Source organism: Vibrio sp. Evd11, assembly GCF_900382755.1.
Taxonomy (GTDB): Bacteria; Pseudomonadota; Gammaproteobacteria; order Enterobacterales; family Vibrionaceae; genus Vibrio; species Vibrio lentus.
This window is the reverse complement of record NZ_OSDX01000092.1, coordinates 1-14,385: the sequence shown is the minus strand read 5'-3', so window position 1 is coordinate 14,385 and position 14,385 is coordinate 1. Positions and strand designations below refer to the sequence as shown.

The window sequence follows — 14,385 nt, the reverse complement described above, 5'->3', positions numbered from 1 at the left end:
CATTACGTTAGACGGGATTTATGCAAAACTTAATGCTTAAGGTTCAGTCTATGAATGACCTTTTAATGATCATTGGCAAATCCGGTTAATCAATATCGTTTGATTAAATCTAGTTAATTTAAGGAAGAATAATGACACCAAAACAAGTGGTATTAGGATTTTGGGATGCGATGCGCAGTAATGATTTTTCAAAGGCGAGTGAATGGCTAGCGGAAGATTTTGAAGGATATTGGCCTCAGTCGTCTGAACTGACGGTAGGGCGTGACAACTTCAGTGCAATCAATGCTGAATACCCAGCCAATGGTGTTTGGGAATTCACCCTCAATTCGATTGTTTGCGAGGGGGATACCGTTGTGACGGATGTTTCAGTTACTGACAGCGTATTGAAAGATCGAGTGATTACCTTTCACACGGTCGATAATGGTTTAATCCAAAAGCAAACTGAGTTTTGGCCTGACTCATTTGAAGCGCCAGAGTGGCGATCGCAGTGGGTCAAGGTTGTGACGAATAATTAGTTTGTATCGATACGATCAATTTGTATCGAACAATCAGGTGCATCGAAAAATCAGGTTATAACAAACAAGTGGCATTAGGAGGTTTCATTGAACAAGGTAGCGATTGTAACAGGCGGAAGCCGAGGCATTGGCGCAGCGACGTCTAAATTGTTGGCCAGTAAAGGCTATGCCGTATGCGTTAACTTCATACACAACGAATCGAGAGCTGAAGATCTGGTGAATGAGATTCGTGAGCAGGGCGGAACCGCTATCAGTGTAAGAGCTGATGTGTCTGTTGAATCGGATGTAAAATCCTTGTTCGAGATTGCTCGTAACAAGCTAGGCCCAGTAACTCATTTGGTTAATAATGCCGGGATCTTGTTTAACCAATCGGCATTGGTTGATATTGAACTGGATCGCTTTGAAAAGGTAATGAAATCCAACGTATCAAGCTGCTTTTTGTGCAGTAAAGCCTTTATCAAACAAGCTGACGGTGCGGGTTCGATTGTAAATGTATCGTCTGCCGCTTCTCGAACGGGTGCGCCGTTCGAATATGTGGACTATGCGGCATCTAAAGGTGCGATGGATTCACTCACCAAAGGTTTATCGCTTGAATTGGCTGCACGTAATATCCGAGTTAATGGTGTAAGGCCGGGTTGTATCTACACCGAAATGCACGCTGACGGCGGAGAACCAGGGCGAGTTGATAGACTAGCCTCGCAACTGCCGCTACAACGAGGTGGCACGCCAGAAGAAGTGGCAAACTCAATCGCTTGGCTATTGTCAGACGAAGCTTCTTATGTAACTGGCTCATTTATTGACATTGCGGGTGGGCGATAGAGCTCTGAAGCCTTTACACTCAGATAAATCAGATAAATCAGATAAATCAGATAAATCCATAAAAAAGCTATTAAACGTACCTAACTAAAAGAATGAAATTAAGAGTACAAACATGCAAAACTATTTTGAAAGTCCGTTTGTCGGAAAATCACTCAAAGAACAAGTGACCAATCCAAATATTATTGTGGGTGAGCACAGCTACTACTCGGGTTACTACCATAACCACAGTTTTGATGATTGCGCACGTTATCTATTACCGGATAGAACAGACATCGATAAACTGGTCATCGGCAGTTATTGCTCAATTGGTTCGGGCGCTGTTTTTATGATGGCAGGCAACCAAGGCCATCAAAACCAGTGGGTGAGTACCTTCCCGTTCTTCTATCAAGACGACGAGAAGTTTGAGGCTGCACAAGACGGCTTTGAACGCTCTGGTGATACCGTGATTGGTAATGACGTTTGGATTGGCACCGAAGCCATGATCATGAGTGGTGTTAAAATTGGTGATGGTGCAATCATCGCAAGTCGAGCTGTTGTGACTAAAGACGTTGCATCATACTCGATTGTTGGTTCAAACCCTGCGCGTCACATCCGCTATCGTTTCAATGAGTCCGAAATCGCTCAGTTGCTAGAAATGAAATGGTGGGAATGGAGCGAAGAGCGAATCAAAGGCGCGATATCGTTGATGTGTTCTTCGGATATCGATGGGCTTTACCAGTACTGGAAAGCGTTGTCTAAGCTTTAGATTGTAGATTACAGGCAATTCGTGAAGAATGAATAATCAGTTTTAAGTTGACAGATTACTCAATAACTTTACGCTAAAAACATCAATGTGATTTGGGTAAATGATTGATTATATGCATATTGCATAGTATGGCGTGTCGCATTAGCGTGGTGGATGAATTGGAGGGGTATTATGATTAGTTGCAATGATTACGATTATATTGAGATTGTGTGTATGCACCGATACCCAATCAAACTAACGCTGAAATCTGGCGAACAGATGGAATGTGTCGGGTTAGATACTCAACGCAATGATAGCCGTGAAGAGTGTATTAAAGTCAGTGTTCAAGGGGCAGAACAACTTGTCGTACTCACTGATCTTTCCACACTAGAAGTCTGTGTCGACAATCCTCATTTTCAGCAGGTTTCATTCAAAACGTCATAGGCTTTCAAATGAATAACACCATAGAACAGTGCTATTGCACCGCGTGCAGAGAAGACACACAACATGTTGTTGTGTTGGTCAGAAAGACGAGTGCGTTTGCAGACAAACCTAACCAAAAGCGAAGCGAGTTTTGGGCAGGGATGATAAAAGGTTGGTTCCTTGGCCCGTTTATCGCGTCAATGGATGAGTTTTCTCGTCATCTTGTCTGTGAAAAGTGTGGCCACAAAGAGATACAAGATTAGTTAAGATTTTACATAGTTAAAACGTCGATTGGCTTAGGAATAAAACGAATGAAAGTAGAAACGATTGAAGCCGTAAAGGCGTACGGGTTTTCAGTAAGAACCACTAATACCGATGAGATTGATCCAACAAAAGCAAAGATAGGTCAATTATGGCAAGGGTTTTTCGATCAAGCTTTTCCTAAGCTGACACCAGATTCGAAAGTGTATGGCGTCTACACCAATTACCAATCGGATTTTACTGGTGAGTTCGATGTTGTTGCGTGTACCAATGCACTTACCGATAACAATTTAGATGACCTAGTCGAAACCGAAATTGAAGCAGGCAAATACCTAACGTTTTCTGCTGAAGGTGAACTTCCTCAAGCGGTCATCGATTTATGGGGAGAGGTGTGGGCGTACTTCAACGCAGCGGATTGCCCACATGTTCGAACTTATACGACAGACTTTGAATTCTACAAAGGCGAAACTGAAGTCGAGATTTCGATAGCGATTCAATAAGCTTTGGTTTGTCTTTAGTGACATTGCAAATTTAGTCATTAGCAAAAGAGCCGCTCTGTATTGAGCGGCTCTTTTTATTGGGGTACACCGCCTAAATAAATTGCGGTACACCGCCTTAACAAATTGCGGCATACCGTCCTAACAAAGGTCAGCTACATCATTCTCATGAAGTAAGGAATAATCAGGGCGTTTGCTAAATCAATGAAGAACGCGCATACCAATGGCACGATGATGAAGGCTTGTGCTGAATGCCCATACTTTTGACTTACTGCCGACATGTTTGCCATGGCTGTCGGTGTTGAACCTAACGAAATCCCTCCGAACCCAGCACATACAACAGCCGCATCATAGGTCTTACCCATTGATGGGAATACGATGAAGATATTGATTATCACCGCCAGTAGCAGCTGCATTGCCAATATCGCGAAGATAGGACCCGCCAAGTCAATGAGCGTCCAAAGTTGCATGCTCATAAGGGACATCGCCAAAAATGTACCCAGGGAGATTTCAGCAATTAAGTCGATAGCGGGCGATCGGGTGGGCCATTTAGTGCCTGATATTCTTGGGTAGGAGTCTGGCATTACGTTGGTGATCACGATACCCGCAAACAAACACGATACGAACAGTGGAAGCTGTAACCCGGTTTGACTGATCAATTCATTAAGCAACGCGCCGACAATGACACAAATATGGATCGCTAACACGGCGTCTAAAAATTGAAATGATGTGAGGGCTTGTTGTTGCTTTTTGGCATTTGAATCGATTGAGCCTGATTGCTCATCGGTAGGTTTGAGGTTATGACGCTTGATGAGAAACTTTGCAATAGGACCGCCCATAAGGCTGGCTAAAATCAGCCCGAACGTTGCACTGGCGATACCTATCTCCATCGCGCTTTCTAGGCCGAACTCTTCTGCAACCTTGGGTGCCCAAGCAATCGCGGTACCATGCCCGCCAATCAGTGAAATACTTCCGCTGAGTAGGCCAAAGACAGGCTCTAGACCAAACATTGATGCAACAGAAATACCGACGATGTTCTGCATAATCATGAAGAAGATAGTGATTGCTAGCAAAATAACCAAGGGCTTTCCGCCTTTGAACAGGTCTTTCAAGCTGGAGTTAATACCAATCGTGGTAAAGAAGTAGACCAATAATACATCGCGAGCAAACAGATCAAACTGAACTTCGATTGAGGTCGTCGCGTAAAGCGCTGCAAAGAACAGAGACGCTAAAATTCCGCCTGATACAGGTTCAGGGATACTGAACTCTTTCAAAAAACCGATGACTTGATTAAGCCTTCGACCGATAAATAGAACCACGATCCCCATGGTCACAGCAAAAAATGACCCGAGATGTAAGATGTTGTTTTCAAATTCCATAGTGATCCTTGTAAAGGTGAAGTTATGACGTAACTTTAGTTGCCAAATTGCGCTTTAATAAGCAACTAGATTAGCATTATTTGTTGCGTTCAAATGATAAGAAGTTTCGGAATTCCGGATCGGCAATAAGTTGTTTGTTACCTTCTTCAATCAATAGGTCGACGTTTTCTTTGTCTATCATAAAGTCCGTAGGAATTTGATTAGTAAATAACGTTTGTTGGAATGTAGGCTTGATTCTGCTGCGCAGCAGATGGGCTAGTGTTGGTTGCTTTATTTTTCGCGCTACAACCTGAAAGGGCAAGCGAGAAGGCCACTAACAGTGAAACTTTCGCGAACCCTTTAAAATCGGGGCCAGGTGTGTTGAATGTGTTTACTTTGTTTTTTGGCATAGCGCATTTCAAACTAACATTGTGATTGAGTGAAAGGCGATTTTCGTTGATATCTAATATGCTATCAATAGCATCGCTTGTGATTCAGTGTCACGATTTTCATAACAATCTAGAGGTCATCAAGCATATTTAGAACTGTTTACAGTCATCTTCGGTAATCTAGAGTTATCTTCAGCAATTTGGAGTTATCTCCAGCAATTCATAGCGACTTAATCCTACCCAAAAAAACAATCTTGTTTAGCTTCATTCCACAAAGGGTATTGCTTCATGACTTGGGTGTAGAGCTTACTCTCGAGATGCGCTCTTAACCAACGTCCAACGTTCTGATATTCAGATTGCACAAACCACTTCTTCTCGACTCTTACGAACTGGCTAACAAAAGGCATCACGGCAAAATCGGCTAAGCTTGGGGTTTCTCCAAAAAAGTAGGGCTGATCGGTGAGTAACGCTTCTAACTTACTGATGAATCCTTCACAGGCTTGTCGACGTTGTTCCGTATCTATGTTTCGGTAACGAACAGACGCACGATACTTTTCTAAGTGACCAATAAACTCATCATCGTTAACTTTAATGAGCTGGTGGACTTGTTGGCTAAGTGTTGGGTTACTTGAACGCAGAAGATCTTGAGGATCGTTTTGTTGAAGCGCCCAGTTCATCACATCTAAGCTCTGCTCGATGATTTGACCACCTGGCAATACCAATACTGGAACAGTGCCTTTTGGTGAACTAGCCAATAGTTCGCTAGGCTTATCTTTGGTGACAATCTCACGGAGCAACACTTGCTGTTTTGATAAGGCAATGCCCATTCTTCCACGCATAGCGTAAGGACAGCGTCTTAAAGAATAAAGGATAGGTAAATCGGATTCGTTTGGCATTATTGAGGTCATTTAGTTTGAAAAGTGTTGTTAGGTGGTAAAGAGATCGTGATGTAGGTAGAATACGCGGCTTAAAAATTATAAGTAAGTGAGCGACTTCAAAAATGAGCAGAAAGATTGAGTTATTAGCCCCAGGTGGCGATGTAGAGGCGATTAAAGCAGCTATCGTAGCAGGTGCTAATGCGGTTTATTGCGGTTTAGACACCTTCAACGCTCGTAACAGAGCCTCTAACCTGTCGTTAGATGAGTTGAATGGTGTGATTCGCCTTGCTCATGAATATGGCTGTGAAGTGTTTCTAACTCTTAACGTTGTGCTGCTGGAGCATGAAATTAAGAGCATCACTAAACTGTTAAACCAACTAGTGAACACCAAACTAGACGGCATCATTGTCCAAGATCTTGGTTTATTCGATTTGGTGAAAAAGCATTTCCCATCATTAGATGTTCACGCATCGACTCAGCTGACTACGCACAACGAAGGCCAGATTAAGTTCTTGTCTAAGATTGGCGCGACGCGCGTTAACTTGTCTCGTGAATTGAACCTGCCAGAAATCAAAATGCTGACGGAAGTGGCACACGATCACGATGTTCTAACCGAAGTGTTTGTACATGGCGCTTTGTGTATCGCATTCTCTGGCCAATGTTACTCAAGCTCAGTAAGTGTGGGTAACTCAGGTAACCGTGGCCGTTGTAGCCAAGCATGTCGTGATGAATACGAAATCACCGATGCAGGAAACAAGTTTCCACTGAACCTGAAAGATAACTCTGCTTACTACGACCTACCTGAACTGGTTGACGCAAAAGTTGACTCGTTGAAAGTAGAAGGCCGCATTAAAGGCGCACACTACGTATACACTGTGGTAGACACGTGGCGCAAACAGATTGATAGCTTTGTAGAAAGTGGTTTGTTGATCGAAGACGATTCGAACCTACACAAAGTATTCAACCGTGATTTCACCAACTCTTTCCTTAAGGGCAACCTAACGAAAGACATGTTCATCGATAACCCTCGCGACAACAGCATGAATTACGCTGTAGATAAAGCGACGAAAGAGAACAATGAAATCTCTGTTGTGCAAATTCAAGAAGTGACCAGCGATCTTTACGAAGCTAAGAATGCGCTAGGCAGCGAAATGCGCGACAAGATCGAATTCCTTGATATTCGTAAAACACCAGTGTCATTGTCGTTTAGCGCGAAATTGGGTCAACCATTCACGGTGACAGTGAACACAGCAAAAGAGAACTTTACGCTTCAATCTAAATCGCTACTGATAGCGGCAGGTGAGAAGGCGATCGATCAAGAGTTACTTGAGAAGCGTTTCAAAGCTGTTAAGAGTGCAGTTCATACATTAGAGAGCTACAACTACGATAACCTTGATGCTGGCCTGATTATTCCTTTGAAAGAAGTGTCTAATCTTAAAGATGAAATCGACTTCGTTCTTAATGGCTCTGTAGATGTGATTAAGCACGTTGACGTGCCAGCACTACCACAACATCCTAAGGTGAACGACAAGCCAACCATGTCGATGCTGATCGCGGATGTGGAAGACTTGCACCTGTGTGATGTGACTGAAGCGGATGTTTACTTCAAACTACCTGAAAGCTTCAAGAAGCGTTGTAACAAGTACATCGACATCTTGGCTGCAAACCCACGCTTGATTCCTTGGTTCCCTGCAGTATTGATCGGTAAAGACTACGACGAAGCTGTTCGTATCCTGGAAGAGATCAAGCCAGCTCGCATCGTAACCAACAACACGGGTATTGCTTACAAAGCTTACGAAATGGGTATCGAGTGGGTTGCAGGTCCGTTCATGAACACAACCAACTCTCATGCGTTGGTGACTCTGCAAGAAGAGCTTAACTGTGCCGGTGCTTTCATTTCGAACGAGATCAACAAAGGTCAGATTCGTCATATTCGTCGCCCAGAGAACTTCAAACTGTTCTACAGCATCTACCACCCAATCTTGATGATGACCAGTCGTCAGTGTTTCTTCCAAAGAACAGTTGGTTGTAACAAGCCAAGCATCGAAGCGGGTTGTATGTTGAAGTGTGAGAAAGCGACCACGATTACTAACGTGAAAGGCATCTCTTTCGCGGTTGATAAACAGAAGGGTGGCTACCCAAGTATTTACAACCACGAGCAGTTCTTAAACCATGACGCTGTAACGGATTTCTCGGGTCTGTTCGACGAGTTCTTCATCGATCTAACCAACATCGGTGCAGGTTCGAAAGAAGTACAAGACAAAGTAGAGCTTATCAAACACTTCCAAGGTTTGATTGACGGCGTTGATGGTTCACAACAGAACCTAGAGCAGCTAGTCGAAGTTCGTACTAACGCTCAATACGTTCAAGGTCTATAAGTTGCAAGGTCTATAAGGCTTAACCACTTGTAAGCACTGTGAAGTAATAAACAAAAGGCCACTCAATCGAGTGGCCTTTTTGTATCTGAGTATTCTGAATCAGCGAATACGTTATTCCGTCACAGCTTCCTGTTTGAAGCATGGGCTCTTCAACGTGTTCATCTTTTCGATTTCACTGGTTAAACGCAGTGAAAGCAGCGCTTTTTGGTTTGACGCAAAATCGAACATAACGATGGTCGCGGTGCCGATTGTCGTCAGCTTCTGTTGAGTCTTACTGACGATCGCGTATTCCATGGTGAAGCGGTCGTCTTGAATGTCGGTGACGCGAGAACCAATCATCAGCGTGTCTGGATATGTGACTGGGCGAAAATACTTACAGTAAGTGTCGCCAAGAACAGGGCCAACTTTGGTAATCGCCATCTCTTCCATCAGCTCAACGTGCTTGAAAAAATCTAAGCGAGCGGTTTCGAAATAGCGAAAATATACGGCGTTGTTAACGTGATTGAGTGCGTCCATTTCTCCCCAAGCGACAGGGATTTCTGTTACTACCGGGTAGTCAGATAATAGTGCTTCCATGCGAACTCTCTTATTGTTATCTGTGTAGTTAATGTTATCTGGGTAATTAACGTTATCTGCTTATCCTTCATCGGGATAAGTTGTTATTGGAATAAAAACCCTACCGCTAAATTAACAAAACTGCAACACGTGTGATTTAAGTTTTTGAAGCTTGAAACCACACAATGTCAGTGACTTAGTTGCACAGCCACTCAATGTTTACACATTAAGGTGTTTGAATTGCAGTTCAACTAGGCGTTGGTACAATTCGCAGCTATTGATGAGAGACTGGTGGTCGCCGATGTCTACTAGCTGTCCTTTATCGAGTACCGCAATTTGGTCGGCGTGTTTAATTGTTGATAAACGGTGCGCGATAATGATCGTCGTTCTGCCACGCATTAACTCTTCTAAAGCTTGTTGAACGTGATGCTCACTTTCACTGTCTAGCGCACTGGTTGCTTCGTCCAACAATAGAATATTCGGATCTTTTAAGATGGCACGAGCGATTGCGATACGCTGACGCTGACCGCCAGACAATCTCACACCGCGTTCACCAAGAAAGCTGTGATAACCTTCAGGTAAGTTCTGAATGAACTCGTGCGCGTGCGCTTTTTTCGCCGCCTCGATAACTTGTTCGTCCGTTGCTTCTGGGTTCCCGTATCGAATGTTATGGAACACATCGTTACTGAACAGGGCGGGTTGTTGAGGAACCAATGCCATCTGCTTTCTTAGCTCGTTCGGATCAAACTGATTCAGTTCTACACCGCCTAACGTCACTTTGCCCACTTGTGGGTCGTAGAAACGTTGCAGCAGTTCGAATAGAGTGGTTTTACCTGCGCCAGACGGGCCAACCAATGCCAACACTTTACCTTCATGGGCCGTTAGCGTGAGGTTGCTTGTTGCGGGCTGATCGGGTCTTGATGGGTAGCTGAAGGTCACATCATCAAAAGCGACTTCTGGTATCACGTTATCCAGTGATGTTGGGTTCTCTACAGGCGCAACAATGTGGCTTTCAACTTGCAGAATTTCAATTAATCGTTCTGTCGCACCTGCCGCACGTTGCAATTCACCCATCACCTCAGAAATCGTACCTAGCGATGAAGCGACCATGATCGCATAGAAGACAAATGCAGCCAGATCACCCGCCGACATAGTGCCGTTGATAACATCACTGCCGCCAACCCAAAGCATGCCTGCAATCGCACTGAACACGATAACAATCACACCAGAGATTAGAATCGCACGCTGTTTTACGCGTTGGCGACCAATCTCGTAAGCCTTTTCCACTTCAATTGCGAATGACGCTTTCTCTTGCGTTTCTCGGCTGTAGCTTTGCACCGTTTTAATGTGCTCAATCGCTTCGCCGGCATAAGAGCCCACATCAGACATCGAATCCTGGCTTTGGCGAGAGAGGGCTCTCACACGACGACCGTAGACAAGGATTGGAATCAAGATAAACGGCACTGACGCTAATACAATCAGCGTGAGCTTAATGTTGGTCGCGAATAGCATGATGATTGCGCCAATACACATCAGCGCGCTGCGCATCGCCATAGAAAACGACGAACCAATAATGCTTTGAAGCAGAGTTGTGTCGGTTGTGATGCGCGACATGATGTCGCCACTGCCATTGGTTTCAAAGTAACTCGGGTGAAGCGTCACCACGTGATTGAAAACCGACAGGCGTATATCCGCACTGACTCGCTCACCAACAGAAGAGACTAAATAGAAGCGGAAGAAGGTGCCAATCGAGATCAACACGACCACCACCATGATGAATTGAATCGCACTGCCTAAGTCTGACAACGATTGTTGGCTGAAGCCTTGGTCGATAAGAAGACGAATACCGTGTCCGACCGAAAGGGTTAAGCTCGCCGTGAAGATCAACGCGATCAATGCGGCAATAACACGGCCTTTGTAAGGCTGAATGAATTTGCTGAGCTCGAATAGAATACTGAGGCTTTTCTTCTCAGGTTTGGGTTCTGGCGCTTTTTGAGTAGAGCGCTGAGTCGTTCGCTGAGTAGAATCGAGCGTGGAAGAGACATCGTTTTGCATATGACTGCCTTAATGTGTTGTCGCTTTGAGAATAGATGGTTTATTGCTTGTAATACGTGTTGTTCGCTGCTGAAAACTTGTTATTGAGAATCGATGCCATTAAAGCATTTATTGCCGCGTGACGCTTCCTAGGAAACTCGATTTCCAAAATTTTCTTAGCACTGAGTGAATCAACAGAAACTGTTTAAAGGGAAAATTAAGCATTTGCTGTGCGCCAAGATGCTTTCAAAACTGTCTTTATAACCCTCATTTTTATGCAGGTAACTCTAAACCAATAGGGAAGTGTGTTCATAGATTTACAACCCAGCGGTGATTTATAAATTGGCAGTAAAACGTTTGCTTTTAATCTCTAAACTAATCTTATCAATAACTTGTAATTTATAGATGTAAGACCAGTCATTGAGACTATTTTCTATGCAATATCTGTTACAAAAATTCAACAAATTAGTTTTTTATACATTTATCTTGCATAAAAGTTCAGTTTGAATAGAATAACCAACAAATGACAATTAATGCAGTAATCCGGCATGAGTATTCAAGTAAAGAGCATCAACAAATCATATGGCGATATCCAAGTTCTTCACGACATCAGTTTTAACTGTGAGAGTGGCGAAACCTTGGTACTGCTTGGCCCAAGCGGCGCTGGTAAGAGTTCACTACTGCGTGTTTTGAACCTGCTAGAAATCGCGGACAACGGCGAATTAGACATTGCTAACGAGCAATTCGACTTTGCTAGTCAGATCCAAGAGAAGCAGGGGCTTAAACTTCGTCGTAAAGTCGGCATGGTTTTCCAGCAATACAACTTGTGGCCGCACATGACGGTAATGGAAAACTTGATTGAAGCGCCAACCAAAGTTGCAGGCTTAGATAAGCAAGAAGCCATCAAACAGGCACAAGCGGTATTAACCACTTTACAGCTTGCAGACAAAGCAGACGCTTGGCCATTACAGCTTTCTGGCGGTCAGCAACAACGTGTTGCGATTGCTCGTGCTCTTATGATGAAGCCAGATGTATTGTTGTTTGACGAACCAACGGCCGCACTGGACCCAGAGATCACCAACCAAGTTGTTAGTATCATTAAAGAGCTAAGCGGCACAGGCATCACTCAGGTTGTTGTGACTCACGAAGTTGATTTCGCCAAGAAGATTGCAAGCCATGTTCTTTACCTTGAGAAGGGTTACATCGTTGAACACGGCACCAACGACGCATTTATTAATCCGCAGACTCCAGAGTTTGCCGAGTACCTTACTCATTAAACCTAAGTTAACTCACTAGATTTAGCTAAACACAACATCGATTAAAACAATCAAATTATAAGAATGGCCACAGGCCACTATCAAACAGTATTCGGAGTAACAAAATGAAAAAGATTCTACTAGCTTCACTTATCGGCCTTGCTTCTTTCAACGCAGCGGCTCAAGAAGAAATCAAATTTGCAATGGAAGCAACTTACGCACCATTCGAATACATGGACGAGAATAATCAAATCCAAGGTTTTGACGTAGACCTAGCAAACGCATTGTGTGAAGAAATGAAAGCGACCTGTACTTTCCACAACCAAGCATTCGATAGCCTGATCCCAGCTCTTAAATTTAAACGTTACGATGCGGCTATCTCGGCAATGGATATCACTGAAGCACGTCTTCAACAAGTGAACTTCTCTGATGCTTACTACGACAACTCTGCAGCATTTATCTCTATTGAAGGTAAAGTAGCAGACCAAGCAGCCCTTGAAGGCAAGCGTATCGGTGTTCAAAACGGTTCTACTCACCAAAGCTTCCTACTTGAGCAAATGACTGGCGTAACCGCTGTTCCTTACTCAAGCTACCAAGATGCATTCATCGACATGAAAAACGGTCGTATTGATTCAGTATTCGGTGACACAGCGGTAGTCGCGGAATGGTTCAAGAAGCAAGACAACCTAACGTATGTTGGCGAGCAAGTAACGAACCAAGAGTACTTCGGTAACGGTTTCGGTATCGCAGTAAACAAGAGTAACCCAGAGCTCGTTGCACAGCTAAACACAGCACTTGCAGCGGTTAAAGCGAACGGCGAATACGACAAGATCTTCAACAAGTACTTCGGTAAGTAATTTATGGAATTAACGGGTTACTCTTTAGGGCTCGTCGAAGCAAGCTGGATGACTGTTCAGCTTGCGTTCGTAAGCCTATTGGTTGGATTGGTTCTAGCAGTTTTGTTTGCAAGTGGTGAGATGTCTCGTCGTATTGCAATCAAATGGCCAACGACTGCATTTGTGACGATTGTTCGTGGTTTACCAGAAATTCTGGTCGTACTGTTTATCTACTTTGGTTCGACACAAGTTCTGTTCATGATCACTGGCGACTTCATAGAAGTGAGCCCGTTCTTATCTGGTGTTGTTGCACTGTCACTTATCTTTGCTTCTTACGCTTCGCAAACCTTGCGTGGTGCATTAAAAGCAGTAAGCAAAGGGCAGAGAGAAGCGGCGAGTGCATTGGGTATTCCTCAATCTCGCGCGTTCTTCAGAGTTGTATTGCCACAAGCAGTAAGACACGCACTACCAGGTTTAACGAACCAATGGTTGGTTCTATTAAAAGACACCGCACTGGTTTCACTGATTGGTGTAACCGATCTACTGAAGCAAGCGCAATTAACATCAGCAGCCACGCACGAAGCATTCACTTGGTACGCAACAGCAGCTGCTATCTACTTAATCATCACTTTAATCACGCAAAGATTGGTGAAAGTGATTGATGGTAAGTTCTCTATTCAAGGTTTGGGTAACAAAGGGGCAATGGCATGAATCAACAATACCTCTCTCAAATGCTTGAAGGCTTAGCGACCAGCCTTCAACTGACAGGCGCGTCACTGCTTGTTGGTTGTATCTTGTCACTGTTGATGACAGTAACGCTGATTCTAAGATTACCAGTAATACATTGGTTCACTCGTGGCCTTATTACGCTGTTCACGGGTACACCATTATTGGTTCAGATCTTCTTGGTGTATTACGGCCCAGGTCAATTCGATTGGATTCGTGAAAGCTTCCTATGGACATGGTTAAGCCAACCTTGGTTCTGCGCGATGTTAGCATTAGCTTTGAACACCGCAGCCTACAGTACGCTGCTGTTCAGAGGTGCATTCAACGCGATTCCAGCAGGGCAGTGGGAAGCATGTCGTGCACTAGGCATGGACAAAATCGCAACGCTTAAAGTGTTGTTGCCATACGCACTACGCCGCGCCGTTCCAGCTTACTCGAACGAAGTGATTCTAGTCTTCAAAGGCACGTCACTGGCAAGCACCATCACTATCATGGATTTGATGGGCTACGCTCAGCGTATTAACGGCCAAACCTACGACACACTAACGGTGTTCGGTATTGCTGGCGCATTCTACTTAGCCGTGAATGGCGTGTTAACGCTAATCTTCCGTCAGGTTGAGAAGAAAGCCCTCGCATTCGAAGCCGCGTAATCTAGCTACTCACAAGCTTAACAAATAAAACAAATAAGGATTAAGGTGTTGCGCAGCCAACACTAAATCCCGAGTGTTGAACAAGC

The 14,385-nt window shown here is 44.1% G+C and carries 16 protein-coding genes; 11 read left to right on the top strand and 5 right to left on the bottom strand.

The features are described 5' to 3' along the window. The first annotated feature begins 131 nt into the window (after nt 1-131). The 6 genes from ED652_RS22430 (at nt 132) to ED652_RS22405 (ending at nt 3,242) form a co-directional block, all read left to right on the top strand. Nucleotides 132-515 (top strand): nuclear transport factor 2 family protein, encoded by a 384-nt coding sequence (locus tag ED652_RS22430; protein ID WP_122056222.1) that lies wholly within the window; start codon nt 132-134, stop codon nt 513-515. 87 nt (nt 516-602) lie between these two features. Then, nucleotides 603-1,334, top strand: a complete 732-nt coding sequence (locus tag ED652_RS22425; RefSeq protein WP_102474850.1) for a glucose 1-dehydrogenase — start codon at nt 603-605, stop codon at nt 1,332-1,334. Between the two features lie 112 nt (nt 1,335-1,446). Beyond that, nucleotides 1,447-2,079, top strand: coding sequence for a type B chloramphenicol O-acetyltransferase (catB, locus tag ED652_RS22420; protein WP_122056221.1), 633 nt, complete (start codon nt 1,447-1,449; stop codon nt 2,077-2,079). A 171-nt stretch (nt 2,080-2,250) separates the two neighbouring features. Next, on the top strand, nt 2,251-2,502 hold the full coding sequence (locus tag ED652_RS22415; protein WP_122056220.1) for a Rho-binding antiterminator: 252 nt from the start codon (nt 2,251-2,253) through the stop codon (nt 2,500-2,502). Between the two features lie 8 nt (nt 2,503-2,510). Beyond that, nucleotides 2,511-2,744 (top strand): hypothetical protein, encoded by a 234-nt coding sequence (locus tag ED652_RS22410; RefSeq protein ID WP_004733848.1) that lies wholly within the window; start codon nt 2,511-2,513, stop codon nt 2,742-2,744. 48 nt (nt 2,745-2,792) lie between these two features. After that, nucleotides 2,793-3,242 (top strand): GyrI-like domain-containing protein, encoded by a 450-nt coding sequence (locus ED652_RS22405; RefSeq protein ID WP_122056219.1) that lies wholly within the window; start codon nt 2,793-2,795, stop codon nt 3,240-3,242. A gap of 152 nt (nt 3,243-3,394) precedes the next feature. On the opposite strand, the gene gltS is transcribed toward ED652_RS22405, so the two are convergent. From gltS to ED652_RS22385, 3 genes are all read right to left on the bottom strand, one after another. Next, nucleotides 3,395-4,618, bottom strand: a complete 1,224-nt coding sequence (gene gltS, locus ED652_RS22400) for a sodium/glutamate symporter (RefSeq protein WP_122056218.1) — start codon at nt 4,616-4,618, stop codon at nt 3,395-3,397. 200 nt (nt 4,619-4,818) lie between these two features. Then, entirely contained in the window at nt 4,819-5,007 is a 189-nt protein-coding gene (locus ED652_RS22390; protein ID WP_254051732.1) for a hypothetical protein, read from the bottom strand. A 215-nt stretch (nt 5,008-5,222) separates the two neighbouring features. Continuing rightward, nucleotides 5,223-5,813 (bottom strand): glutathione S-transferase, encoded by a 591-nt coding sequence (locus ED652_RS22385; RefSeq protein ID WP_254051733.1) that lies wholly within the window; start codon nt 5,811-5,813, stop codon nt 5,223-5,225. A 173-nt stretch (nt 5,814-5,986) separates the two neighbouring features. Between ED652_RS22385 and ED652_RS22380 the strand changes: the two genes are divergently transcribed. Continuing rightward, the gene (locus ED652_RS22380; protein ID WP_122056215.1) at nt 5,987-8,242 is read left to right on the top strand and encodes a peptidase U32 family protein; all 2,256 of its coding nucleotides are present in this window, start codon (nt 5,987-5,989) and stop codon (nt 8,240-8,242) included. 111 nt (nt 8,243-8,353) lie between these two features. Here the strand turns inward: ED652_RS22380 and ED652_RS22375 are convergent, their stop codons facing one another. Beyond that, entirely contained in the window at nt 8,354-8,818 is a 465-nt protein-coding gene (locus ED652_RS22375; protein ID WP_017091416.1) for a thioesterase family protein, read from the bottom strand. 198 nt (nt 8,819-9,016) lie between these two features. Then, complete coding sequence (locus ED652_RS22370) at nt 9,017-10,852, bottom strand: ABC transporter ATP-binding protein/permease (RefSeq protein ID WP_122056214.1); 1,836 nt, start codon at nt 10,850-10,852, stop codon at nt 9,017-9,019. Between the two features lie 527 nt (nt 10,853-11,379). Here ED652_RS22370 and artP point away from each other — a divergent pair. The 4 genes from artP (at nt 11,380) to artM (ending at nt 14,299) form a co-directional block, all read left to right on the top strand. Then, on the top strand, nt 11,380-12,108 hold the full coding sequence (gene artP, locus ED652_RS22365; RefSeq protein WP_065112558.1) for an arginine ABC transporter ATP-binding protein ArtP: 729 nt from the start codon (nt 11,380-11,382) through the stop codon (nt 12,106-12,108). Nucleotides 12,109-12,212: 104 nt separating this feature from the next. Continuing rightward, a complete protein-coding gene (locus ED652_RS22360; RefSeq protein WP_065112559.1) occupies nt 12,213-12,944 on the top strand; it encodes an arginine ABC transporter substrate-binding protein in 732 nt (243 codons plus the stop codon). A gap of 3 nt (nt 12,945-12,947) precedes the next feature. Further along, nucleotides 12,948-13,634, top strand: a complete 687-nt coding sequence (gene artQ / locus ED652_RS22355; RefSeq protein WP_122056213.1) for an arginine ABC transporter permease ArtQ — start codon at nt 12,948-12,950, stop codon at nt 13,632-13,634. Further along, nucleotides 13,631-14,299 carry an arginine ABC transporter permease ArtM gene (gene artM, locus ED652_RS22350; protein WP_017074936.1) on the top strand — a complete coding sequence of 223 codons (669 nt, stop codon included), beginning with the start codon at nt 13,631-13,633 and terminating at the stop codon, nt 14,297-14,299. Before artQ ends, artM begins: the two co-directional genes overlap by 4 nt. The last annotated feature ends 86 nt before the right edge of the window (nt 14,300-14,385 follow it).

Bases quoted from the DNA above. Each gene is read 5' to 3' on its own strand.
- ED652_RS22410 (WP_004733848.1), top strand. From the start codon at position 2,511: ATGAATAACACCATAGAACAGTGCTATTGCACCGCGTGCAGAGAAGAC.
- artQ (WP_122056213.1), top strand. From the start codon at position 12,948: ATGGAATTAACGGGTTACTCTTTAGGGCTCGTCGAAGCAAGCTGGATG.
- ED652_RS22390 (WP_254051732.1), bottom strand. From the start codon at position 5,007: ATGCCAAAAAACAAAGTAAACACATTCAACACACCTGGCCCCGATTTT.
- catB (WP_122056221.1), top strand. From the start codon at position 1,447: ATGCAAAACTATTTTGAAAGTCCGTTTGTCGGAAAATCACTCAAAGAA.
- ED652_RS22370 (WP_122056214.1), bottom strand. From the start codon at position 10,852: ATGCAAAACGATGTCTCTTCCACGCTCGATTCTACTCAGCGAACGACT.
- ED652_RS22430 (WP_122056222.1), top strand. From the start codon at position 132: ATGACACCAAAACAAGTGGTATTAGGATTTTGGGATGCGATGCGCAGT.
- ED652_RS22375 (WP_017091416.1), bottom strand. From the start codon at position 8,818: ATGGAAGCACTATTATCTGACTACCCGGTAGTAACAGAAATCCCTGTC.
- ED652_RS22415 (WP_122056220.1), top strand. From the start codon at position 2,251: ATGATTAGTTGCAATGATTACGATTATATTGAGATTGTGTGTATGCAC.
- ED652_RS22360 (WP_065112559.1), top strand. From the start codon at position 12,213: ATGAAAAAGATTCTACTAGCTTCACTTATCGGCCTTGCTTCTTTCAAC.
- ED652_RS22405 (WP_122056219.1), top strand. From the start codon at position 2,793: ATGAAAGTAGAAACGATTGAAGCCGTAAAGGCGTACGGGTTTTCAGTA.
- ED652_RS22380 (WP_122056215.1), top strand. From the start codon at position 5,987: ATGAGCAGAAAGATTGAGTTATTAGCCCCAGGTGGCGATGTAGAGGCG.
- artM (WP_017074936.1), top strand. From the start codon at position 13,631: ATGAATCAACAATACCTCTCTCAAATGCTTGAAGGCTTAGCGACCAGC.
- artP (WP_065112558.1), top strand. From the start codon at position 11,380: ATGAGTATTCAAGTAAAGAGCATCAACAAATCATATGGCGATATCCAA.
- gltS (WP_122056218.1), bottom strand. From the start codon at position 4,618: ATGGAATTTGAAAACAACATCTTACATCTCGGGTCATTTTTTGCTGTG.
- ED652_RS22385 (WP_254051733.1), bottom strand. From the start codon at position 5,813: ATGGGCATTGCCTTATCAAAACAGCAAGTGTTGCTCCGTGAGATTGTC.